This is a genomic window from Roseibium sp. (assembly GCF_965229775.1).
Classification (GTDB): Bacteria; Pseudomonadota; Alphaproteobacteria; order Rhizobiales; family Stappiaceae; genus Roseibium.
The window spans coordinates 5,168,200-5,189,904 of the sequence record NZ_OZ245929.1 but is presented as its reverse complement, the minus strand read 5'-3'; the positions used below and the strand labels follow the sequence as shown (position 1 = coordinate 5,189,904).

Genomic DNA, 21,705 nt, shown 5'->3' with positions numbered 1-21,705 from the left:
TTCCGGAGGAATTGAACATGGCCTTCCGTTCCAGAACATTTGAATTCACCGCTTTTGCTGAAGCCGACCTTTTGAGCCCCGGGGACAAGAACCTCGGGCGGGGCGACAGTTTCGTCATGCCGGCAAACGCGACGACGGAGTTTTCCGTGCAGGACAACGATCCCTGGCTTTCAGGCGACGTCCACAGGAAGAGCTGGTCGAGATCCGAGGACACCGGCCGCTGGCAGAAACAGATCACCGAGCATGCACGCGATCCCTTCGGCCAGGAGGCAAGCGTAAACGGTGTGCCGCTTGAAGCGCAGATCTACGCGGAGAAACGTCTTGTGCTGCGCGGGGATGACGGCAATACCTATCAGCTGATCGAGATCGAGGTCGAGGGAGAAAATGTCCGGGGACCGGACAATGACTTCTTCACCTTTCTGGGGCCCGTGCCGCCGCCGGGGGTCACCCTGGAAGTGAAGTGGTGCGCCAACGTCTTCTTCGGCTTGAAATATGACAAGCTCGGTGCCGGGGAAACCGCCGATCCCGAAACGGCAGCGCTTGCGGGCCGGTATTTCTGCGATGACGACGCCGATGATCTCGATTCCGGTGATCCCGGCGTTCAGGGCGTTCTGGTGACGCTGCTTTCCGCTGACGGCAAAGTGGTGGCCCGGACCACGACGGATGAGAATGGGGACTACGCGTTCACGAACCTGCGAGCGGGTGATTATGTCGTCCAGTTCGCTACGGATGATGCGCCCGGAAAGGAATTCGTTGCACCGAGTTCGGGATCGAACGGGTCTGACGTGGTCGAACCGGAACGCGGACTGACGGATGTGATCAGCCTCGGCCGGGGCGAGGTCGTGAAAGACATCGATGCCGGCATTGTCTACCTTCCGACCGCAGTGATTGCAGGCCGTTACTTTTGTGATGATGACGGTGATGCCGCAGACACCGGCGATCCTGCAGTACCCGGCGCACTCGTGACGCTGTTCGCCGTCGGCGGCGGCGAGGTTGCCCGAACGCGAACGGATGACGATGGCAACTACGCATTCACGAACCTTGATGCGGGCGACTATGTTGTTCAGTTCGCCACCGATGATGCGCCCGGAAAAGAGTTCGTCGCGCCGAGTTCGGGGTCGAACGGGTCGGACGTGGTCGACCCGGAACGGGGCCTGACGGATGTGATCAGCCTCGGCCGGGGCGAGGTGGTGAAAGACATCGATGCCGGCATTGTCTACCTTCCGACCGCAGTGATTGCAGGCCGTTACTTTTGTGATGATGACGGTGATGCCGCAGACACCGGCGATCCTGCAGTACCCGGCGCACTCGTGACGCTGTTCGCCGTCGGTGGCGGCGAGGTTGCCCGAACGCGAACGGATGACGATGGCAACTACGCATTCACGAACCTTGATGCGGGCGACTATGTTGTTCAGTTCGCCACCGATGATGCGCCCGGAAAAGAGTTCGTTGCGCCGAGTTCGGGGTCGAACGGGTCGGACGTGGTCGACCCGGAACGGGGCCTGACGGATGTGATCAGTCTCGGCCGGGGCGAGGTGGTGAAAGACATCGATGCCGGCATTGCCTATGTGGAGCCGGAGTGTCCGGCGCCGCCCGCGGTCCTGATCGACTTTCTTGACGCCACTTTCGAGTTTGACTTCGGGCCGGGCAAAACCGGGCTCAGTCTGTCAGATCTTTCCGACCTTCAACCCGTTGCGGCCGGCAGGCCGGACACGGCCCTGTTGGATCTTGCTGAAGATGCTGTTCCGGACGCAAGCCGGGAGACCGGCGATCTGTGCCATCTTTCGGACCTGGTCCAGTTCGCGCTTGCCGAACGCTTCGATTTCATTTGAGCCGTTCGCACATGAAATCCGGTTTGACGGCTTCACCGCCTGCCATGTAAGGATCGCAAAGGGCGCGGCCTGTCTTGTGCCCGCGCCCGTTTTGCGAGTCCGTCGCCTTCGGGAAGCCGGTAAAGAGAGCGCAGCAGGCCCAGGACGGAGATCAGCCTTGCGGGGTTTGGCAATGAATTTCTTCCGCATTTTCTGGGTTTGCCTTTTGATCGCCGGAATGACCCACAGTCTGAACGCGCAAGTCTTCAAGACGGATCCGGCGCGTTTCGGTGCGATGACATGCCAGCAGCTCTGGTATGTCGAGCAGGAAACCCTTGCCGAGGGACGGGTGTGTCTGACGAGCGAGCGCGCCAAGCGGGCTTTCCGGCGCGCTGAACGCTGTATTTCATCCAGCGAAAGCATACTGCCCAAGGCAACCCGGACCTATCTGGATCAGCTCAGGAACAGCGCGCGTTCCAAGGGGTGTGCCGGATTTTGAACAAATCCGTTCCCTGTTGAAAAACATCTCAAAAACCCGTTCGGCTAAAACAGCGTGCAGTTGTGGACCGCCGCCGGATTTGATGTGGCACTTTGAGGTTCTACAGGCTAGTTCTGGGCAGGGCCGTGCAACTTACGCAGCGAGGGAGGCAAGGGATGAGCGAAGCAGCTGAACTTGACACCGACGCCTCTGCCATTCTTCCCATACCCGTCCGCAACGAGGACGATCGTCTCAATCCTGAGTTCATCGCGGCGGTTGAAGCTGCGCTGGAAGCCGAGGACCGCCTTGAGCTGAGGGCGCTTGCAGGCGACCTCCATGAGGCCGACACGGGCGATCTCCTGGAAACGCTCAATGCGGACGAGCGCGCCGCGTTCATCCGTCTCCTCGGCGATGAGTTCGACTATACCGCCTTGACGGAAACCGATGAGGCGGTTCGCCTTCAGGTTCTGGAGGACCTGCCGAACGAGGTCATCGCCGAGGGGCTTGGCGATCTGGATTCCGATGATGCCGTCTACATCCTGGAAGACCTGGATGAAGACGATCAGGCCGCGATCCTCGAAGAGCTGCCCTATGCAGACCGGGCGCAGCTGAAAAAGGCGCTAGATTATCCGGAGGAGAGTGCGGGCCGGCGGATGCAGAGCGAGTTCATCGCCGTTGCGCCCTTCTGGACCGTCGGGCAGACGATCGACTACATGCGCGAGGCGCGGGATCTGCCGGACAGTTTCTACGAGATCTACGTGGTCGATCCGGCCTTCAAGCTGCTCGGGTCGGTGCATCTGGACAAGATCCTGAGGACGAAGCGCGCGGAAAAAGTCACCTCCATCATGGAGGAAACCCGGCAGGCCGTTCTCGCGACCGAGGACCAGGAGGAAGTCGCGCGGCGCTTCGAACGCTACAACCTCGTTTCCTCCGCCGTGGTCGATGAAAACGAGCGTCTCGTCGGTGTTCTGACCGTCGACGACATTGTCGACGTTATCCAGGAAGAGGCGGAAGAGGACCTGCGTGCGCTCGCCGGGGTCGGCGACGAGGAGATATCGGACAGCGTCGTGACGATCGCACGCTCGCGGCTGACCTGGCTCGTGGTCAATCTCGGGACCGCGATCCTCGCGTCCGTGGTCATCGCCCTTTTCGAGGACACGATCGAGGCCATGGTCGCGCTTGCCGTGCTCATGCCGATCGTTGCCTCGATGGGTGGCAACGCCGGGACCCAGACGATGACCGTTGCCGTGCGAGGCATCGCGACACAGGAACTGGGCGCCCGCAACATGCTGCGTGTCCTGAACCGCGAAATCCTGGTGAGCGCCCTGAACGGTGTCGCGCTCGCGGTCCTGATCGGGGTGACGGCATGGCTGTGGTTCGCAAGTCCGGGCCTTGGTGTCGTGATCGCGGGCGCGATCATCATCAACATGCTGTTTGCCGGACTGTCGGGACTGCTAATTCCGATCGTGCTGGACCGGGTGAATGTCGATCCGGCGATTGCATCTAGCGTGTTCGTGACGACGGTTACCGACGTCGTCGGATTTTTCGCCTTTCTCGGGATCGCGGCACTCTGGTTCGGCCTGCCGTTCTAGGGTACGGACTCATAAATGAAGTCAATTTGGTTTGGATCGTTTTGACCGGCTGCAAGGAGCGAAAGCGCAGGAAATGTGGTTCATTTTCAAGCCTTTCGCGACGTGGCAGATGGCCAAAACGGCCAAATCCGAAGGACGGCAAAATGGCTTTACCTCGCAGCGTCACCGCGCTTGACCGGGCAAAAAGCCCGCTCTGCGCACGCTTCCTCGCGAGATTTTGCCATTTCTGCCGCCAAATCGGCTTCATTTATGGGTCCGTACCCTAGGCCGCGCTGACCGGAGTCAAACCGATCCCGCCGTGCGCAAGTTGTCGCGCAGCTTCATGATCCTGCGCTGCAAGTCCATGACCTCCTCCATGCCAACGCCGGTCGAGGACAGGATGCACGTGCTGAAGTCTTCGGTCTTTTTCTGAAGCGCGCGGCCCTTGCGGGTCAGCTTGAGGATCACCTGCCGCTCGTCCTTGGTGTTTCGTGTCCGCGTGATCAGTCCCATTGTCTCAAGACGTTTGAGAAGCGGGGTGAGCGTATTCGTGTCGAGTTGCAGCTTCGAGGTGATCGCGCCGACCGGCACGTTGTTCTTTTCCCAGAGCACGGTCATTGCCAGGAACTGGGGGTAGGTCAGGCCGACGTCTTTCAAGAGATCCTTGTAAACGCTGTGCATGGCGTGGTTGGCGGAATAAAGCGCAAAGCAGATATATTTGTCGAGCGGCAGGGGCGCTGATGTTTCCGGCAATGCCGATCCATGCACCTTGCTTTCAGCTGCGGGCGTGTCGTCAACACCATCTGTGCCGCCGGGCACCGCGGACACATCATCTGCCGCCGCTGCCTCCCCGGCGTTTGCGGAGGACGCGGACTTTTTCTTGCGCTTCGCGGGCTCTGAAGCCTTCCCCGCGCTGGTCGCCTTCGCATTGTCCTGATTGTCTTTTTTGCGGGCTTGGGTCTCTCCGGAGGCAGGCATTCCGATCGCATCCAGAAGAGACATCTGATCTGTCTTTTCGTTCATTTGTCACCTTATAAGTCGTGCGCGATATGGTCGCAACCAGTTGACGGCGGCAGCGCAGTGCTTTATGTGCATAAAATATATCGTGCACGATATAAAATTGAAGGCCAAATTGGAAAACGGTCTGTTTTACATAAGGATAGGAGTACGCGGAAATGACTGTCGAAGTTCTTTACGAAACAAGAGCACGTGCAACCGGAGGCCGTGACGGCACGGCGGAGACGCTCAGTGGATCGTTCAAGGTGGACCTGGCGACACCCAAGGAACTGGGGGGCGCAGGCGGCGCGGGAAACAACCCGGAAGAACTGTTTGCCGCAGGATATGCAGCGTGTTTCATCGGTGCGCTGAAATTCGTTGGCGGCCAGGAGAAAATCGCAGTGCCGGCCAACACTTCGATCACGTCGACGGTCGGTATCGGACCGCGTTCCGAAGGCGGTTTCGGTCTTGAGGTTGCCCTGGAAATATCGTTGCCGGGGGTGGAGCGGTCAGCTGCTGAAAACCTTGTCGAGAAGGCGCACCAGGTCTGCCCCTACTCAAATGCCACGCGCAACAACATCGACGTCAAACTGACGCTCGCCTGACGGCAGCGGACACGGCGCATCTCCGTAAGGTGAGGTCACTGTGTCAACTCTGACCCGACCTGGTAGACATATTTCTGCCAGGACGGGTCGAGGCCTTCGAGAAAGGGGTTTTCCAACCGGAAAATCTTCCGGCCGCTCAGATTGGCGAAATCGATGCTTGCGCGGTACTTGTCTTCCCACAGTTCCTGGAGCGAGCCGTCTTCATAGGCAATCAGCAAACCCTCGTGGACGCGTTCGATCAGTTCCCTGTTGTCGCGCGACGTCGCGAGAAATCTGGGCAGCGGGTAGTAGACGGAGATTGTCTCGTCAAAGCTGAGGCCGGAAATGTGCCTGTTCGCTTCCCATTCGTCGAGAAGCTCGTTCACCCCTCTGAAAAACAGGTCCGCGCGGCCGAGCGCAGCCATTGAGAACATCGGCTGGTATTCCGCGTTTGTGCGCACATTGAAACCGTGATGCCGGAGAATGCGTGTGTCCAGCCAGCCAAGACCCTGAATGACCTCGAATTTCCTGAGATCCTCAAGCGACTTCACGCTGGAGAGCGCTTCCTTGTTTTTCTCCGATACAAACGCCACACGGTAGCCGACGATGCCCAGGTCGACGGGGAACGGGATAACCGCGAGGCTTTCGGGCAAATCGTTGCTCATCGACGTCTTGATGATGAAATTCGAATATTTGTTGTTCGATGCTTCAATCAGCGCACGCCGCGTGTTTTGTCCGGACAGCGTGTCGCGAACGGTGAAGTCTCCGAACTTGGCCCGTGTCTTGGTCAGAGCGAGTTCGATTACCGCCCGGTCATATTCATAGCGCTTGTCCGCCGGCGCTTCGGGTCCCATGACAGTTACGACATAATCTGCGTTTGCAACGCTTCCCAGGGGAAGGAGAAACAAAAGCGTTGCAAGCAGGAATGCGCGCGTTGTGCGTTTATTGTTCATTTTGCGCCGATATGCCCCGGTCGGTACGCGTTTCACTGTCAAATGAAGTCAATCGAATCTTCATTGGTGCGGGGAGTTTCACACACGATGTCTTTGGATAGCAAACGCATTTGCTTAAGTTAGTTACTTTTTCTAGGTATTATACCTTCTTTCTGCACCTTTTAGTTGATTTTGCTGAGGCAGTTTTTACAGTTTGTTTATTAAACGGTATAGCTGTCTCAATGCCGAGAGGGCGAAGACATGGACAGACCTGAGATCAACGGCGTTCTGGAAACAGCGGTCTATGTGGATGACATGGATGCTGCACACGCGTTTTATTCGCACGTTCTCGGTCTCAAGAGAATGGTCGCGGGCGACAGGCTCTTTGCTTACGACGCCGGACCGGGCCAGGCGCTCCTGGTGTTCCGCCGTGGCCATACCGGTGACGATGTCGAAACCTCAGGCGGCGTCGTTCCGGGCCATGACACATCCGGGAACAGTCACTTTGCCTTCCGGATCGGTACCGGACAGCTGCAGCCGTGGCGCGACTTTCTTAGGGCCAACTCGGTCGAGATCATCAGCGAGGTGGTCTGGCCGGCCGGTGGTACAAGCATCTACTTCAACGATCCTGACGGAAATGTGCTTGAACTTGCGGCGCCGCCGCTCTGGCCGAATTTTCTATCGTGAATCTTAAGAATTTTGAGGCAAATTCTTGTCGCCTTGGAAGCGGGTGGCAAAATGAAATTCTTGCAGGCAATATTCCGGACAGTTTTCTACGTAGTGGTCGGGTGCGTCATCTCGATCGGCGGAGCGGCGTTTTTTTTCATGAGCTGGGAACCAGACAGGGACGAATACCCGATCCGCGGCCTTGATGTGTCGCACCATCTCGGTGAAATCGACTGGACCGAGGTTGCCGGTGACGACATATCCTTCGTCTACATGAAGGCAACCGAGGGCGGCGATTTCAAGGACAGTGCCTTTGCTCGGAACTGGGCTGGTGCCGGTTCGGTCGGCCTGGCCAGGGGGGCCTACCACTATTTCAGCCTCTGCAAAAAGGGCAGGGAGCAGGCCCTCAATTTTCTCGAGGTGCTGCCTGAGGACCCGGACATGCTCGCCCCTGTTCTGGACCTTGAATTCAGCGCCAACTGCGCCCGGAGGCCACCGGTCGATGCGGTCCTGAAAGAGATCTCCGACTTCGTTGCCCAGGTGGAGCTTTCGAGCCGAAAAAAGGTCATCCTGTACGCCCCGGAAGACTTTTACCGTGCCTATCTCAAGGGGCAGGGGCTCAACAGGCGTCTCTGGACCCGTTCCATCTGGCATTCGCCGTCCTACACGAAGGACTGGGTCCTCTGGCAGTATCAGGACAGCGGTACGATCAAGGGCATTTCGGGCAACGTGGACCTGAATGTGCTGAACGCTGAGGCCGCTGTGAGCGATCTGCGTACGTAGAGATCAAGTATCTGCAATTTATAAGAAAAAATTGATGTATTGACTTTAACGTAAAAAGAATAAACTGTGCCCGTATCAAGGAGCGGGTATGCAGCGCTATTTCACGATCACACAACTGACGCAGGAGTTCGACATCACCACTCGAACCTTGCGCTTCTACGAGGCCCAGGGGCTGGTCACGCCGCAAAGGCGCGGCCGTCAGCGGCTCTATACGCCCGGTGACCGCACGCGTATCAAGCTCATCCTGCGCGGCAAGCGGCTCGGATTTTCCCTGAATGAAATCAAGGAAATGATCGAGATGTACGGGACGTCGCCGGGCGAGGCAGGCCAGTTGAGGCTGCTTTTGGAAAAGATCGCGGCGCGCCGGGAAGAACTTCTTGAAAAGCAGCGCGACATCGAACTGACACTGCTGGAACTCGACGAAGTGGAGACCGGTGCCAGGACGCGCATGTCGGAGCTTGTCAGCAGAACGCGGGTCGGGAGCGAATGATGGATCTGAAGCCGAGAGATCCTGACTGGGACGGCCGTGTCCGGAAAAGCTTCGCCTTGCAACATTTCATGAAGCATCTCGGGGCGGAACTGGTGCACGTTGCCCCGGGGGCCGTGGATATCGAACTGAACATGCGCCAGGACCTGACCCAGCAGCACGGTTTCTTTCATGCCGGGGCAACATCGTCCATTGCCGACAGCGCCGCCGGCTATGCGGCCCTGTCCCTCTTTGCCGCTGATTGCGGGGTGCTGACGAGCGAATACAAGATCAACCTGCTCAACCCGGCCAGACAGGGGACACTTCTGGCAAGGGGGCGTGTCGTGAAGCCCGGCCGAACACTCACCATCGCAAAGGCGGATGTCTACGGGCTGGAGGACGGGTTACAGGTCCATGTCGCGACCGGACTGTTCACGCTTGTCAGTGTTGCGGGCGTAAAGGATTGAACCATGTCTGACATTCTGATCCGCGATCTGTCGCCCGACGACAGATCCGTTTGGGAACACCTTTGGGCCGCCTACCTGGACTTCTACGAGCAGGATCTTGCCCCGGAAGTCACCGACGGAATGTTCAAGCGCCTGCTTGCGCCCGGGTCACATTCCGCCTTTGTCGCTGAATGCGACGGTGAGATGGTCGGCTTCGTGCATTTCCTGTTTCACGACAGCACCTGGTCGCTGGAGACGGTCTGCTATCTGGAAGATCTTTATGTGAGCCCCGAGGTCAGGGGCACGGGAGCCGGCCGAAAACTGATTGAGGCGGTTTACGCTGCGGCGGACCGGGAGCCCGGCGCCAGCGGCAAGGTCTACTGGCACACCGATCGAGACAACAAGCGTGCTCAGCTGCTCTACGACCGGATCGGCGAGCTGAGCGATTCCATTCGTTACGTGCGAACCTGAAATCGGGATCGCAGGGAGGTAAAGTTATGATTCGCAACGATTTTCCCGGGTTCAATTTTGACCTGGGCGAAACCGCAGACATGCTGCGCGACACGGTTCGATCCTTCAGCCAGGACCGTATTGCCCCGCTCGCGGAGAAGATCGACCGGGAAGACTGGTTCCCGAGAGAAATCTGGCCGGAGATGGGCGAACTCGGCCTTCACGGCATCACCGTGGAGGAAGACTGGGGCGGTTCCGGTCTCGGCTATCTGGAGCACTGCATCGCGATGGAAGAGGTCAGCCGCGCCTCCGCGTCCATCGGGCTGAGCTACGGCGCCCATTCCAACCTGTGCGTCAACCAGTTGCGCCGCTGGGGCCGGGAAGACCAGAAAAAGCGCTACCTTGAAAAGCTCATCACCGGCGAACATCTCGGGGCGCTGGCCATGTCGGAACCGGGTGCAGGTTCCGATGTTGTCTCCATGAAGCTCCGGGCCGACAAGAAAGGCGACCGCTACGTTCTGAACGGCTCGAAAATGTGGATCACCAACGGTCCGTCGGCGGACACCATGATCATTTACGCCAAGACCGATCCGGATGCGGGGCCCAAGGGCATCACGGCCTTCCTGGTCGAAAAGGACTTTCCCGGGTTCTCCGTCGCACAGAAGCTGGACAAGCTTGGCATGCGCGGCTCGGAAACAGGTGAACTCGTTTTCCAGGACTGCGAAGTGCCGGAGGAAAACGTGCTCGGAGAGGTCGGCAAGGGCGTCAATGTGCTGATGTCCGGGCTTGACTACGAACGTGCCGTCCTTGCGGCCGGCTGTGTCGGTATCATGCAGGCGGCCATGGACGTCGTCATTCCCTACGTGCATGAGCGGGAACAGTTCGGTCAGCCGATCGGCACCTTCCAGCTGGTGCAGGGCAAGGTTGCGGACATGTATGTCTCGATGAATGCCACCAAGTCCTATGTCTACGCAGTCGCAAAAGCCTGCGACCGCGGGGAGACGACCCGGGAGGACGCGGCGGGCGCAATCCTTTATGCCGCTGAAAACGCAACGAAGATCGCGCTTGATGCGATCCAGCTGCTCGGCGGCAACGGCTATATCAACGAGTATCCGACCGGCCGGCTGTTGCGTGATGCCAAGCTTTACGAGATCGGTGCCGGGACATCGGAAATCAGGCGCATGCTGATCGGGCGGGAAATCTTCAACAAGACAGTTTAGAGCAGCGGGCGATTAGTCCCTGGCTGACGGCTCGACAAGACCTTACAGGCGCGGCAAGAATGGTCGCAGGAACATCACACCGCCGTCTCTTTGAAAGGGTGAAGCCGTCGTGAAGCAGAATATCCTGTCCGATACATTCGACGCCAAGTCTCCCGCGGGTGCGGACATCCGGTTCCTGATGGACGGCCCGACGGGAAACATGATCCATTCCACCGTGCCTGCCGGGCAGATCAATCGCGCGACGCGGCACAAGACGGTCAGCGAGTTCTGGTTCGTCCTGGAGGGGCGGGGACAGATCTGGCGTTCCGACGGCGAAACCTCGGGCACCGTGGACCTGGTGCCGGGCGTTTCCATCGATATTCCCGCCGGCACGGCATTTCAGTACCGGAGCGACGCGGCGGTGCCGCTCAAGTTCATCTGCATATCCATGCCGCCCTGGCCAGGCGATGACGAGGCGGACTATGTCGACGGCATCTGGACGGCGACTGTCTGAAACCTGAACCTGGCCGCACCGCAGGCAATCCCGGAGGCGTTTCCGTGCGTATTGACAGTGGACAAACAGTCAGGATTGCGCATGACCCGCAAAATAGCTGTCATCGTCGGCCCCACCGGCGGCATCGGTTCCGCGATCATCGAAGCGGTCAGGGCCTCGGGAAACTACGACGAGGTCGTCGGTCTCGGCAGACAGTCCGTGCCGCCGCTCGATCTTCTCGATGAGACGACAATCGAGGCGTGCGCAGAGCACCTGAAGTCCCTGGAGGGGGAGATCAGGCTGGTGTTCGATGCGAGCGGTGCATTGACCCTTGATGGCATGCGCCCGGAGAAGAGCTGGCGGGAAATCGACCCGGCCCATCTTGCCCGGTCCTATGCGGTTAATGCCATCGGACCGGCGCTCCTCATGAAACACTTTCTGCCCCTCTTTCCGAGAGAAGGCCGAAGCCTGTTCGCGACATTGTCTGCGCGCGTCGGCTCCATCGGCGACAACAGGCTCGGCGGCTGGTACGCCTATCGGGCCGCCAAGGCAGGTCTCAACCAGATTTTGAGGACCGCAGCCGTCGAACTCTCCCGACGGAACCCCGAGGCAATTGCCGTTGCTCTTCATCCGGGAACCGTCAGAACGCAGCTGACCGAAACCTTCGCGAAGAGCGGGCTTGATGTCCAGGAACCGGATGTCGCGGCCCAGCGGCTTCTGGACGTTGTTGAGGGACTTTCGCCGGCAGAAACCGGCGGGTTTTTCGATCACCTCGGAAAACCGGTCGACTGGTAGTCCGGTTTTTGTTGAACAAGCTGCAGATTCTGCCAGAAATAGTATCCCGCGACGAATTTCGATTTGAACCAACCTCAGGCCGACCTCATGACCGATCCGTTTTTCCACCCGGTATCCGGGTTCGATTTGCCTCGATTTGCCGGGGTTCCGACATTCATGAGGTTGCCGCATGTGGCGCTCGATGACGCGAAGATAGCAGAGGTCGAGATCGGTCTGATCGGAGCGCCGTGGGACGGCGGAACCACCAACCGGCCGGGTCCGCGCCACGGACCCAGGCAATTGCGCGACATGTCGACGATGATCCGGGCCCAGAACGGGGCAACCGGCGTGCGTCCCTTCGAGCTGACAAACTGTGCCGATCTGGGGGATGTCGGGCCGAACCCGGCGAGCGTCGATGACAGCCTCACGCGCATGACCGCGTTTTACGACCGGGTCCGTGAACAGGGCATCCGGCCCCTTACCGCCGGCGGAGACCACTTGTGCTCCCTTCCGATTCTTCGTGCGCTCGCGAAGGACAGGCCGCTTGGGATGATCCACTTCGACAGTCACACGGATCTGTTCAAAAGCTATTTCGGCGGCATGCAATACACCCACGGAACGCCGTTCAGGCGCGCGGTCGAAGAAGGCCTGCTCGATCCAAAAAGGGTCATTCAGATCGGCATTCGCGGCACCGCCTATGACAGTGAAGACAGGGACTTTGCAGATAGCGTCGGCATCCGTGTCGTTCCCATCGAAGAGTTTCATGCGCGTGGTCCCGAGGACGTCATGGTCGAGGCGAGAGAGATCGCCGGCTCGCAGGACACCTATGTTTCCTATGACATCGACTTCGTCGATCCTGCTTTTGCGCCGGGAACCGGGACCCCTGAGGTCGGCGGGCCGAATTCGTTCCAGGCGCTGCAGGTTGCCAGGCTGCTGGAAGGGGTGAACATTGTCGGGGCCGACCTCGTCGAGGTCTCACCACCCTTCGACCAGGCAGGCGCAACCGCCTTCCTGGGCGTTTCGATCATGTTCGAGATGCTGTGCAACATGGCCCTTGCGGCGAAGAAATGAAGTGACCGGCCGTATATTCGAAAGTTAACCATCGCTCTTCGGAGACGGTTAAACTTTTGCTCGTTAGAGTTGCGCATCTTCATTGGAGGGCGCGATGGATCGGGCTTTAAGATACGGAATTGATATTCTGGCAGGACTTGCCGGCGTTTTGATCGGCGGAATACTCGTTTATTGGGCGATTACGAGTCTTGTGGCGTTTTATTTTATCTATGAGATGTTTACCGGTGACTCCAGTTTGCCTCAGGTGCGTCTCATGCAGGAAGCGGGCAAGTATACCGGTCACTCCTTTGAGGGGGACCCATGGCTTCTCCTGAAACCAACCTTAACGGGTGTGGCGATGTTGGCCGCCGGAGTGGGGCTTTTCGTGATCGGCGCGCGCGGGCTGTTCAAACGGCTCATTGCCGGCTTGCCTGAAGCTGATGAAGGGCGTGCGGACTCTGTTGCCGGACAATGGGCTTCGATCGGCGTGTTTCTCTTCGGCATTTTCATTGCCGGGGCCGGTCTGGTCGGGAGTGCGTTCAATTTCTCCAATTCGTTCCAGATGGTTTTTCTCGGCGTCGATGTCGAGGGTGAACTCATGTCGATCAAGAAAGACCCTGACAGCCCCGATGCCGGGAGGCCGCGCTTTTTCGTGACTGTCCGCTATGATGGCACCGACGGAAGGTCGCACGAGCAGACCCTGCATGTCGGCTATTCCTACGGTGGCAGTCTCCGGGAAAGGCAGGAGCGGGCGACGCCGGAAGCCCCCTACAGACCGATCTTCAGATATGTGCCCGGGTCCCCTGAAACGTTGGTTCTGGCCCGGTATGTCGACGGGCCCCTGGAATACATCTGGTTCTTCGTATGGCGGATTGCGTTCATATATGTCGGGATATGCGGCATCCTCAGGAATTTGCCCGGCGGTGGCGGACGTGCGGCACAACCGGGTGTTCCTGCTCATACGAGCCGGTCACCGCATGCGCAGGCACCGGGAAGGCCGATACCGAGACCGCATCCAGCGCGCGGCGGTGGTGGCGGGTTCGGTCGACGAGGGGCGTAGGTTTCCGAAACATCCTGCACCGCCGGCCCGTTCGAGTTTTCGAGTGGAGACTGTTAAGATCAGCCGCAGCACCTGTTTTTGCAGCCAATTTCTGAAATGGAAACGGAATGACCGGCGAAACCGACCTGCATACGCTGATCGCTCAGATGCGCCCCATGCTCGATCCTGAACCGTATGTCTTTTGCACATTCGCGAACCGGACATTTCAGGACCTGGTCGACTATGAGGCGATCGGCCTCTTCGCCGAAACCGAGGGCACAACCGCGATCCTGCCGGTCGAACGGGCGCGGGAATTGGGGCTGGCGGATGCGGAGTGGTTCCGCAGGATCACGCTGACCGTGCATTCCTCCCTCGAGGCGGTCGGCTTGACGGCTGCCATTGCCGCTGCCCTGACGAAAGAGGGGATTTCCGCAAATGTCGTGGCGGCCTATTTTCATGACCACGTGTTCGTTCCGGCCGACAGGGCAGATGATGCGCTGGATGCCCTGCGGAACCTGGCGCAGAACAGCTCGTAGGGCACGGGCGCGGCTTGGGTCGGTGGCTGGTTTTTCCTTGCAATTTGCTTCCCGGCTTCCCATTCCTTAGCTGTAGGTCTCAGGGGTTTCGAACATGCAACGGGTCAAGCGGCGTCTGTCGGCGATCATGTGCGCGGATGTTGCACAATATTCCAAACTCATGGAGCGGGACGAAGACGGCACGCTGGACAGGCTGCGCGCGTATCGTGAGGTCATGTCTTCCCTGACGGAGCGGCACAACGGCCGGATCGTGAACACCTGGGGCGATGCCGTCATCATCGAATTTACGTCCGTGATCGAGGCGGTTCAGTGCGCCGTCGACATTCAGAACGAACTGACGCTCAGAAACGCCGATCTTCCGGAAATGAACCGGATGGAATTTCGTGTCGGGATCAATCTCGGCGATATCATGGTCGAGGGAGACGACATTTACGGTGAGGGCGTCAACGTCGCAGCGCGGCTGCAGGAACTTGCTCCGCGCGGCGGTATCATGCTGTCGCAATCCGTCTACGACCAGGTGAAGGCGAAAGTCGCGCTCGGGTTCGATCCGCTCGGGCCACAGGTCGTCAAGAATGTCAGCGAACCGGTTGAGACCTATGCGGTGCGGCTCGGAGGGCGCAACGCGCCGGCCGAGACGGCCGAGGTTACCGGGGACGGGGAGCCGGAGACCGCAGCAAACAGCCATCCGCAATGGGACAAGGACACGCAGGCGGTTGCCAACGGCTTTGAACAGGCGCGCCGCTGGTTGCGGATGCAGCCGCGGCGCGTGCGAACCTGCGTCGTCCTGATCGGGTTCTTCTTCGTGCTGAACCTCCTGACGACCGGGCTTTCAACGCTGTGGTTCGTGTGGCCGTCGCTTCCGTTCGCATTTCTCCTTGCCTGGCACTTCGTTGTCGGACGCAGGAGCGCAGCAGCGGAGGAAACCCCGCGCCAGGGCAAATAGACGACCGGAATGCGGCGATGTTCCCAGATTGATAACTCTTTTCGGTCTATTCAGGCTTTCAAGGTTTGCGAGCGGTCGTTTGTTCGCATACACATGGTCAAAACGGGCGCGGAGCGAATGCCCGCGAATCTGCCAGATACTGTCGGTCCAGCCGGCTCAACAGCAAAGGGAGCGTAATCCTGCGCATGAAAAACTACTCCACGAATGTGCCAGCACGTCTTGACGACGATGAAGATGACAAACCCAAGAGCCAGCCTTCGATCCAGGTCGACAAGCATCTGTTCGAAGCCCGCACGGTGCTGATCACCGGTCCGGTCACCCAGGACATGGCGCGCGACGTGTGTGCGCGGATGCTCGCCTTGGCACAGGTTTCCAACGACCCGATCACCGTGATCGTGTCCTCGCCCGGCGGTCACGTCGAATCCGGCGACATGATCCACGACACGATCAAGTTCATTGCACCGGAAGTCCGCATTCTCGGCATGGGCTGGGTGGCCAGCGCCGGCGCGCTCATCTACGTATCGGTGCCCAAGGAAAACCGTTTCTGCACGCCGAATACGCGGTTCCTCCTGCACCAACCGTCCGGCGGCGCCGGCGGCATGGCGACCGACATCGAGATCCAGGCCAAGGAAATCATCAAGATGCGGGACCGGTTGAACAAGATTTTCGCCGATGCGACCGGCCAGCCGATCGACCGGATCGAGAAAGACACGGACCGGGACTACTGGATGAGCCCCGAAGAGGGTATCGAATATGGCCTTGTAGGGAAGGTGGTCACCAGCGTGGAAGAGCTGGGCTGACACTTTTCGGACTTGCAAAACAAAACGCCGGTGCTTTGTCGCCGGCGTTTTTGTTTGAAAACCTGGATCTCAAGATCAGGCGCTGATCAATTCCTGTTCCACCGAGTAGACCATGATCGGGTCGACCGGCCTCGGATCGAGAACCTGCGGACGCAGGGTTTTCATCAGGTCACGGAGATCTGATTCATCGTCTTCGCTTCTTTTTCCCGCGAACAGCACCATGACGAGATGGTCGACGAACCGGTCGTAGACCTCATTGCACGTGCAAATCGGGGACAGAAGTTCACAGATCGGCTTGCCGTCGTAGAACGGAGCGCCGCCAACCAGGAAGATCAGGAATTCCGTGAAGTCTTCCGCGCGCTCGAATTCCTTCTGGAGCCGCGAGAGATCGAAACAGGGATCCTGTTCGAGTCTGGCACGCAAGCGCGGCATTGCCTTCACCATCGCTTCGCGTCCACCGAGTTTCAAATAGAGTGTCATTTGGCTACCCTCGACTGTGTCTTGGTTCAACACACACAGCATGCCTCACTTCTGCTCACGCCCCTGTGACCTCGATCACGGTTATCGCCTTTGTGAAAAGCGACAATCATTTCAGAGGAAAACCGGCGGCCGGTTCTCCTCGTTTCAACGCAGGTCAAACCAGGAAAACGACTGCACTTTCGCTGTAAAGTGTGACAATTGATTTACAGATCCGTTCGGCTCGCGAGGAACTTAAGTGTTTGGCTTATTTTGTTTTTTCTAAATAAACTTCATTCGAGCTATTTCTGAAATGGGTCTGAAACGAATTCTTGTACTCCAAGCCACATTATTGTTTTAGTTATAGAAAATCCGCACCTTGTGAGGTGCGAAACTTGTGAATCGGATTCTTTTAGACGCATTCCGAAAAAAATACCAATCACGAAAAAAGGGATGGGCCTCCGGTATGTTCTTCTACATTTCCAAGATTGGATATTTTTTCATCCAGCCATCGAATCTCCTGATCGCGGTCGCGCTTCTTGGTCTGGTGCTCAAAAGCTTCAACCGATGGCCGGTGACCGGGATCCGTCTGATCTGGCTGGCTGTTCTCGGATTGGCGGTGTGTGGGCTCTCGCCGGCGGCGAATTGGCTCATTCTGCCCCTGGAAGACCGGTTTCCGCGGCCGGACGTGACCAAATCCTACGACGGGATCATCGTTCTGGGCGGGGCCGTCGATACCGTCGTGACCGGCGGCCGGGGAGATACGGCACTCACGACATCAGGCGAGAGAATCACGATCGCGGCACGGCTCGCTGCTGCCTTGCCGGATGCGCGCGTCGTTCATACCGGTGGCAAGGGCGTCATCATCCAGTCCCAGGCGACGGAAGCCGAGGGGGCCGCAAGACTGTTCGAGGATTTCGGCATAGCTCCGAACCGTGTGATTCTGGAAGACGCGTCGAGAAACACCTGGCAAAACGCCGTGCTGACCAAAAAGCTGATAGATCCGCAACCCGGACAGACCTGGCTGCTCGTGACGTCGGCCTATCACATGCCGAGGGCCATGGGCGTTTTTGAGCAGGCTGGCTGGACCGGTGTCGCCGCGTATCCGGTCGACTACAGGACACGCGGGCTCGAGGACAGGGGACTTGGCTTTTCCGGTGCCTCGAAGGGATTGCGGCGCTTTGACCTGGCATTCAGGGAATGGCTCGGACTTCTCGTTTACCGGATCACGGGGCGCACACCTGTGCTCTTGCCCGGGCCGGATGAAGAAAAACCGGCAAAAGATTAACGCTGTCCGTATTTTGCCTCTTTCACTTTGCGTTGCGGCGCACCATATCAGGGACATCTCAGGGAACAAAAGGGCTTGGGCAGATGGTCCTGGAAGCACCGCTTGTCGCGGCAGACGTTGTGCAATGGCTTTATAGCGACGCGTCGTATCTCAACGACACCTTGGAAGTGGTCAGTGAAATGGCCGTCCGTCTTCGTGACGGACATGTGCCGGTGGACAGGGCAACCACCGGGATCTGGGTCGTTCATCCGAACGTCAGGGCGGAAGGCTCCGTCTGGACAAGTGAGGGGACACGCGAATTGCGTCTCTACACGGCCGAGAACAGCTCGGACGAGGACTATCAGTCCAGTCCCATCAAGCGCGTGCACGAGACCGTCCGACCAGTGCGTGTCAGGCTCGCGCAAGCGCCTGACCAAGCGGAGGAGTTCCCGATCACGCTCGAACTGCGCGATGAGGGTTACACAGACTATATCGCGCTGCCGATGCCGTTTTCAGACGGTTCGGTCAAGGTCGTGACATTCGCCACGAAGGCACCCGCTGGCTTCACCAAAACGCATATCGGCGTGTTCGAGTCGATCGTCCGGCCCCTGGGGCTCGTGTGCGAGCTCAAGACATTGCGCCGGACCGCCGAAACGGTTCTCGATACCTATGTGGGGCGGCGCGCGGGCTCGAAGGTTCTCGACGGAACCACCCGCCGCGGACAGGGCGAGACCATCAAGGCGGTTGTCAGTTTCGCCGACATCCGCGGGTTCACCCGGCTTTCCAACACGCTTCCCGCCGACATGATCGTGTCGTTCCTCAACAAGTATTTCGGGGCGATGACGGCGGCTGTCGAGGCGCATGGTGGCGAGGTGCTCAAGTTCATCGGCGACGAGGTGATGGCAATCTTCCCGTATGAAACGGAAGAGGAAGCGCGCGATGCGGCCAGGAGGGCTCTGCTCGCGGCACGGGAAACGCTCAAGAGGATCGAGACGATCAATACGAGCAATACCTGTGCGGTGACGCCGGATCTGAGCGTCGGGATCGCGCTGCATGCCGGTGACGTCTTTTACGGCAATGTCGGCAGCGAGACGCGCCTTGATTTCACGGTCGTCGGCCCGGTGGTCAACCTGGCCGCGCGGATCGCGGAGCTTGCGAAAGACCTGCATCGCGAGGTGCTCGTCTCCGACGCGCTTTCGGACATCATGGGCTGCCGGTCGGGTCTCTACGGCCGCTACCGGGTGAAAGGCTTTGATGATCCGGTGTCCGTCTATTCTCCTGACTTGTCTGATGACAGCAAGCTCGGGTACTGCCCCGAGAGCACGGCTGCCCTTGCGCGCGAGGCGAACTGACGCCGCAGGAGAACCAGCAGGACGGCAAGCGTGCAGGCGGCGAAAACAAAAGGTCCCGCGAACCAGCCCAGAAATCCGATCGCAAAAAACAGGGCTCTCTGGCCGCGGTTGAAATGCCGTCCGGCCAGAACATTCAGTTCTGCGGCCTTGCGTGCCATTTTGCGGATTTCTTCCTTGTTGGCGCGGTCATGTTCTGGGACGGCACCCATGACGATGCTGGCGTAGATGAACAGACGGTATGCCCAGCCGAACTTGAAAAACCCATATGCAAAGATGAGCATGAGGCCGAGCACCTTGATTTCCCACAGGGCTCTGCTGCTTTCCACCGGGATCGAAAGATCACCGGTAATCTGTACGATCCGGTCCGTTGCCTCCAGAAGCGCAAACCCGCCGCCGATCGCCAGAAGCGCCGTCGAGGCGAAAAACGCCGTTCCCTGCTGCAATCCGGACATGATGGCGGTGTCCATGATGCGCACCTCGCGATCGCACATGGAGAGCATCCATTCGCGCCGGTAGTCATCCATCGCGCTGGACAGTGTCTTGTGCCTCAATGAGGTGACATCGACGATGAGGTTGAAACCGAACCAGGCGACAAGAAACCAGACAGCGGCAGCGATATCCAGGTTCGAAAGAGCATGCATGGCGAAACTTTCTGTTGGGCGCAACGAACCCAAATAAGCATAAGCAGCTGAAAAAATGAAAGGAATTCTGCTCTGCAAAAATCGGTTGGCAGCTGCACCTTTTTTGCGCTTGCGAATTGGTAAAGGTTCGTTTACTTCGTCGCCCCAATGGCGCCACATTTGAAAATGCAGGGGATCGGCGCCGCAAAAAAGTGTAGGGCTTGAATGGACGAAAACGTGCAGAAATCCTGTTGGAGCGTCACTCTCTGGACTGTCGCTGCGGTAGGTCTCGCTTTGACGATGATCCTTCTCTTCAATGATGTGGAAAGCGCGAACAACGCCGTCGCCGTCGCACAGTAAGACGCCGGTCGCGCGACCGAATGAAAGGTGTGGTCAGTGGCCACGCCTTTTTTGATTCCGCTCTCCAAGAAAACCGGGCAAGTGTCCCAGGTTACGGCCTCATTTATGAAACCGCACCCTAGTCAGGTCTGTCCCTGGGGCCGGGAACCCGTCTGAACTCCATTTGCCGAACGACTTTCCTGTCCTGCGGATGACTGATCAGGAAACCGACATATGCATCCGCACCCAGGGGAAAGAGCACCAGCCTTGCAACGCCCAATCCTGGCCAGGCCATATCGGCTCCCCATGCCGGTACTTCTCCCGGCGTGAGGGGATGATTGAGCGCCTTGATATCCTCTTCGTGAAGGAGGCTGACCCCTTGCGGGTTCCAGGTCAGGCCTGCAAGGCCACCTGAAACGGGGTAAAGCACGATGTTCGTGCCACCTATCGTCAGGCCAAGCCGGTCTCCCGTCTGAATGTCAATGGTGGCTTCGGCAGATTGCCGCTCCAGGTCGAGGGCCGTTCTTTGACCGTTCCGTTCCGAGAATGCCGCCGTATTGACCATAGAGAACGCACCTTCGGCCCACTCCGCGCAGGCGGGGACAGATCCGAGGGTGATCGTCAGAGCCAGAAATAAGGCCGCAAGTCGTTTCATGTGGCATCCCGTGCATTGGTTGTCCGCATGATAAGGGCGACAGGTTGAGAAAGCCTTGTTCCGGATTGGTTTCCTGTGGCCTGTTTTGGCATGCGCCGTTAACGGGAAAGAGAAACGACGAGATCCTCTATAGTGGCGAATTCCGGCTCCCAGCCGACGGTGCGCCGCGTGTGCGCGGTGTCGACCCGTTGTGACAGCGCGTAACCCGCGTCGAAGTCGGTTTGCTGTTCCCGATCGGTCCCGGTCCCGGCTGTCTCGATTTCCAGCGGTGCACCGTGACGGGCGGAGATGTGCGACGCCAGGTGTCCGACGGAAATCCCAGGCACGGAGCTTGCCAGAAGCGTCATTCTGAAGCGGGCGTGCTGGAGCGCAAGGCTGTAGAGCGACGCCAGATCATTTGCTTCGACCAGAGGCCACATGGTTTCCGGCCCGGCGCTCGTCCGGAAGGGCACGCCCTCCCTGAGTGCCTGTGTCATCCGGGCAATGGGCCCCTCCGTCAGACTGCAGACCAGCGCTGGATGAATGACCACCAGATTGAGATCGGTCCCGTGAGACAGGGTTCGGATCGTTTCCGCCATGAAGCGGAACGCCGGAATCGGGGCAAATGCCGTCTTCTCGGTGATCGCTTGCGATCCGGTGGTGGAGGGGAACAACCAGATACCGCCGGTATAAACAAGTTTCAGCGGCTGCTTCCTGTGCTTTGCGGCCTGCTTCAGCGAAAGCATGGACAGGCGATCGATACGTCCCATGTCGTCGGTGAATGTAGCGCCCGCGTGGACGACGGCATCGCAGGAGGCGGCTCTTTCAACCCAGCTTTCCGGATGTTTCAGATCGCCGGGGAAGGCGCTTGCCCCGAGTGCGCGCAACCTGTCCGCGGAAGCCTCGGAGCGCGCAAGCGCGATGATGCGGCATCCTTTCGAGATCAGGTTTTTCACGACGGCTGCGCCGATTGTCCCGGTGCCGCCGGTTACAAACACGTCCATAGACATAATGAGACCC

Annotated in this window: 25 protein-coding genes; 19 read left to right on the top strand and 6 right to left on the bottom strand. The window is 58.8% G+C overall.

Annotated features, from left to right (window positions below; translation table 11 throughout):
* Positions 1 to 17: 17 nt before the first annotated feature.
* From ACO07N_RS23390 to mgtE, 3 genes are all read left to right on the top strand, one after another.
* Complete coding sequence (locus ACO07N_RS23390) at positions 18 to 1,832, top strand: SdrD B-like domain-containing protein (RefSeq protein WP_421983320.1); 1,815 nt, start codon at positions 18 to 20, stop codon at positions 1,830 to 1,832.
* Between the two features lie 217 nt (positions 1,833 to 2,049).
* Entirely contained in the window at positions 2,050 to 2,310 is a 261-nt protein-coding gene (locus ACO07N_RS23385; RefSeq protein WP_421983319.1) for a hypothetical protein, read from the top strand.
* A gap of 155 nt (positions 2,311 to 2,465) precedes the next feature.
* On the top strand, positions 2,466 to 3,881 hold the full coding sequence (gene mgtE / locus ACO07N_RS23380; protein WP_421983318.1) for a magnesium transporter: 1,416 nt from the start codon (positions 2,466 to 2,468) through the stop codon (positions 3,879 to 3,881).
* Between the two features lie 282 nt (positions 3,882 to 4,163).
* On the opposite strand, the gene ACO07N_RS23375 is transcribed toward mgtE, so the two are convergent.
* Positions 4,164 to 4,883, bottom strand: a complete 720-nt coding sequence (locus ACO07N_RS23375; protein WP_421983317.1) for a MarR family winged helix-turn-helix transcriptional regulator — start codon at positions 4,881 to 4,883, stop codon at positions 4,164 to 4,166.
* A gap of 152 nt (positions 4,884 to 5,035) precedes the next feature.
* On the opposite strand from ACO07N_RS23375, the gene ACO07N_RS23370 reads away from it, so the two are divergent.
* Positions 5,036 to 5,461: an organic hydroperoxide resistance protein gene (locus ACO07N_RS23370; RefSeq protein WP_421983316.1), complete on the top strand. Its 426-nt coding sequence runs from the start codon at positions 5,036 to 5,038 to the stop codon at positions 5,459 to 5,461.
* Between the two features lie 35 nt (positions 5,462 to 5,496).
* Here ACO07N_RS23370 and ACO07N_RS23365 read toward each other — a convergent pair whose 3' ends face one another.
* Positions 5,497 to 6,393, bottom strand: a complete 897-nt coding sequence (locus tag ACO07N_RS23365) for a hypothetical protein (protein WP_421983315.1) — start codon at positions 6,391 to 6,393, stop codon at positions 5,497 to 5,499.
* Positions 6,394 to 6,633: 240 nt separating this feature from the next.
* On the opposite strand from ACO07N_RS23365, the gene ACO07N_RS23360 reads away from it, so the two are divergent.
* The 13 genes from ACO07N_RS23360 to ACO07N_RS23300 all read left to right on the top strand — a co-directional run bounded on the left by ACO07N_RS23360 (position 6,634) and on the right by ACO07N_RS23300 (position 16,017).
* Positions 6,634 to 7,059 (top strand): VOC family protein, encoded by a 426-nt coding sequence (locus tag ACO07N_RS23360; RefSeq protein ID WP_421983314.1) that lies wholly within the window; start codon positions 6,634 to 6,636, stop codon positions 7,057 to 7,059.
* Between the two features lie 138 nt (positions 7,060 to 7,197).
* Positions 7,198 to 7,821 (top strand): GH25 family lysozyme, encoded by a 624-nt coding sequence (locus ACO07N_RS23355; protein WP_421983313.1) that lies wholly within the window; start codon positions 7,198 to 7,200, stop codon positions 7,819 to 7,821.
* Positions 7,822 to 7,909: 88 nt separating this feature from the next.
* Positions 7,910 to 8,311: a MerR family transcriptional regulator gene (locus tag ACO07N_RS23350; RefSeq protein ID WP_421983312.1), complete on the top strand. Its 402-nt coding sequence runs from the start codon at positions 7,910 to 7,912 to the stop codon at positions 8,309 to 8,311.
* Entirely contained in the window at positions 8,311 to 8,754 is a 444-nt protein-coding gene (locus ACO07N_RS23345) for a PaaI family thioesterase (protein WP_421983311.1), read from the top strand. The genes ACO07N_RS23350 and ACO07N_RS23345 overlap by 1 nt, the downstream gene beginning before the upstream one ends.
* Before the next feature lie 3 nt (positions 8,755 to 8,757).
* Positions 8,758 to 9,204, top strand: coding sequence for a GNAT family N-acetyltransferase (locus ACO07N_RS23340; protein ID WP_421983310.1), 447 nt, complete (start codon positions 8,758 to 8,760; stop codon positions 9,202 to 9,204).
* A gap of 26 nt (positions 9,205 to 9,230) precedes the next feature.
* Positions 9,231 to 10,403 (top strand): isovaleryl-CoA dehydrogenase, encoded by a 1,173-nt coding sequence (locus ACO07N_RS23335; RefSeq protein ID WP_421983309.1) that lies wholly within the window; start codon positions 9,231 to 9,233, stop codon positions 10,401 to 10,403.
* A gap of 109 nt (positions 10,404 to 10,512) precedes the next feature.
* Positions 10,513 to 10,896, top strand: a complete 384-nt coding sequence (locus tag ACO07N_RS23330; protein ID WP_421983308.1) for a cupin domain-containing protein — start codon at positions 10,513 to 10,515, stop codon at positions 10,894 to 10,896.
* Between the two features lie 81 nt (positions 10,897 to 10,977).
* The gene (locus tag ACO07N_RS23325; protein ID WP_421983307.1) at positions 10,978 to 11,670 is read left to right on the top strand and encodes an SDR family oxidoreductase; all 693 of its coding nucleotides are present in this window, start codon (positions 10,978 to 10,980) and stop codon (positions 11,668 to 11,670) included.
* An 87-nt stretch (positions 11,671 to 11,757) separates the two neighbouring features.
* Positions 11,758 to 12,720, top strand: a complete 963-nt coding sequence (locus ACO07N_RS23320) for an agmatinase (RefSeq protein ID WP_421983306.1) — start codon at positions 11,758 to 11,760, stop codon at positions 12,718 to 12,720.
* A 337-nt stretch (positions 12,721 to 13,057) separates the two neighbouring features.
* Complete coding sequence (locus tag ACO07N_RS23315; protein ID WP_421983305.1) at positions 13,058 to 13,759, top strand: hypothetical protein; 702 nt, start codon at positions 13,058 to 13,060, stop codon at positions 13,757 to 13,759.
* Positions 13,760 to 13,866: 107 nt separating this feature from the next.
* The gene (locus ACO07N_RS23310; protein WP_421983304.1) at positions 13,867 to 14,274 is read left to right on the top strand and encodes an ACT domain-containing protein; all 408 of its coding nucleotides are present in this window, start codon (positions 13,867 to 13,869) and stop codon (positions 14,272 to 14,274) included.
* Positions 14,275 to 14,368: 94 nt separating this feature from the next.
* Positions 14,369 to 15,217, top strand: coding sequence for an adenylate/guanylate cyclase domain-containing protein (locus ACO07N_RS23305; RefSeq protein ID WP_421983303.1), 849 nt, complete (start codon positions 14,369 to 14,371; stop codon positions 15,215 to 15,217).
* A 185-nt stretch (positions 15,218 to 15,402) separates the two neighbouring features.
* Positions 15,403 to 16,017 carry an ATP-dependent Clp protease proteolytic subunit gene (locus ACO07N_RS23300; protein WP_421983302.1) on the top strand — a complete coding sequence of 205 codons (615 nt, stop codon included), beginning with the start codon at positions 15,403 to 15,405 and terminating at the stop codon, positions 16,015 to 16,017.
* 75 nt (positions 16,018 to 16,092) lie between these two features.
* Here ACO07N_RS23300 and ACO07N_RS23295 read toward each other — a convergent pair whose 3' ends face one another.
* Positions 16,093 to 16,497 (bottom strand): Clp protease ClpP, encoded by a 405-nt coding sequence (locus ACO07N_RS23295; protein WP_421983301.1) that lies wholly within the window; start codon positions 16,495 to 16,497, stop codon positions 16,093 to 16,095.
* A gap of 442 nt (positions 16,498 to 16,939) precedes the next feature.
* On the opposite strand from ACO07N_RS23295, the gene ACO07N_RS23290 reads away from it, so the two are divergent.
* Positions 16,940 to 17,761: a YdcF family protein gene (locus ACO07N_RS23290; protein ID WP_421983300.1), complete on the top strand. Its 822-nt coding sequence runs from the start codon at positions 16,940 to 16,942 to the stop codon at positions 17,759 to 17,761.
* Positions 17,762 to 17,844: 83 nt separating this feature from the next.
* The gene (locus ACO07N_RS23285) at positions 17,845 to 19,092 is read left to right on the top strand and encodes an adenylate/guanylate cyclase domain-containing protein (protein WP_421983299.1); all 1,248 of its coding nucleotides are present in this window, start codon (positions 17,845 to 17,847) and stop codon (positions 19,090 to 19,092) included.
* Here the strand turns inward: ACO07N_RS23285 and ACO07N_RS23280 are convergent.
* From ACO07N_RS23280 to ACO07N_RS23270, 3 genes are all read right to left on the bottom strand, one after another.
* Positions 19,011 to 19,733 (bottom strand): DUF599 domain-containing protein, encoded by a 723-nt coding sequence (locus tag ACO07N_RS23280; protein WP_421983298.1) that lies wholly within the window; start codon positions 19,731 to 19,733, stop codon positions 19,011 to 19,013. The genes ACO07N_RS23285 and ACO07N_RS23280 overlap by 82 nt on opposite strands.
* Positions 19,734 to 20,190: 457 nt before the next feature.
* On the bottom strand, positions 20,191 to 20,706 hold the full coding sequence (locus ACO07N_RS23275) for a hypothetical protein (protein ID WP_421983297.1): 516 nt from the start codon (positions 20,704 to 20,706) through the stop codon (positions 20,191 to 20,193).
* 98 nt (positions 20,707 to 20,804) lie between these two features.
* Positions 20,805 to 21,695, bottom strand: a complete 891-nt coding sequence (locus tag ACO07N_RS23270; protein ID WP_421983296.1) for an SDR family NAD(P)-dependent oxidoreductase — start codon at positions 21,693 to 21,695, stop codon at positions 20,805 to 20,807.
* Between the last annotated feature and the right edge of the window lie 10 nt (positions 21,696 to 21,705).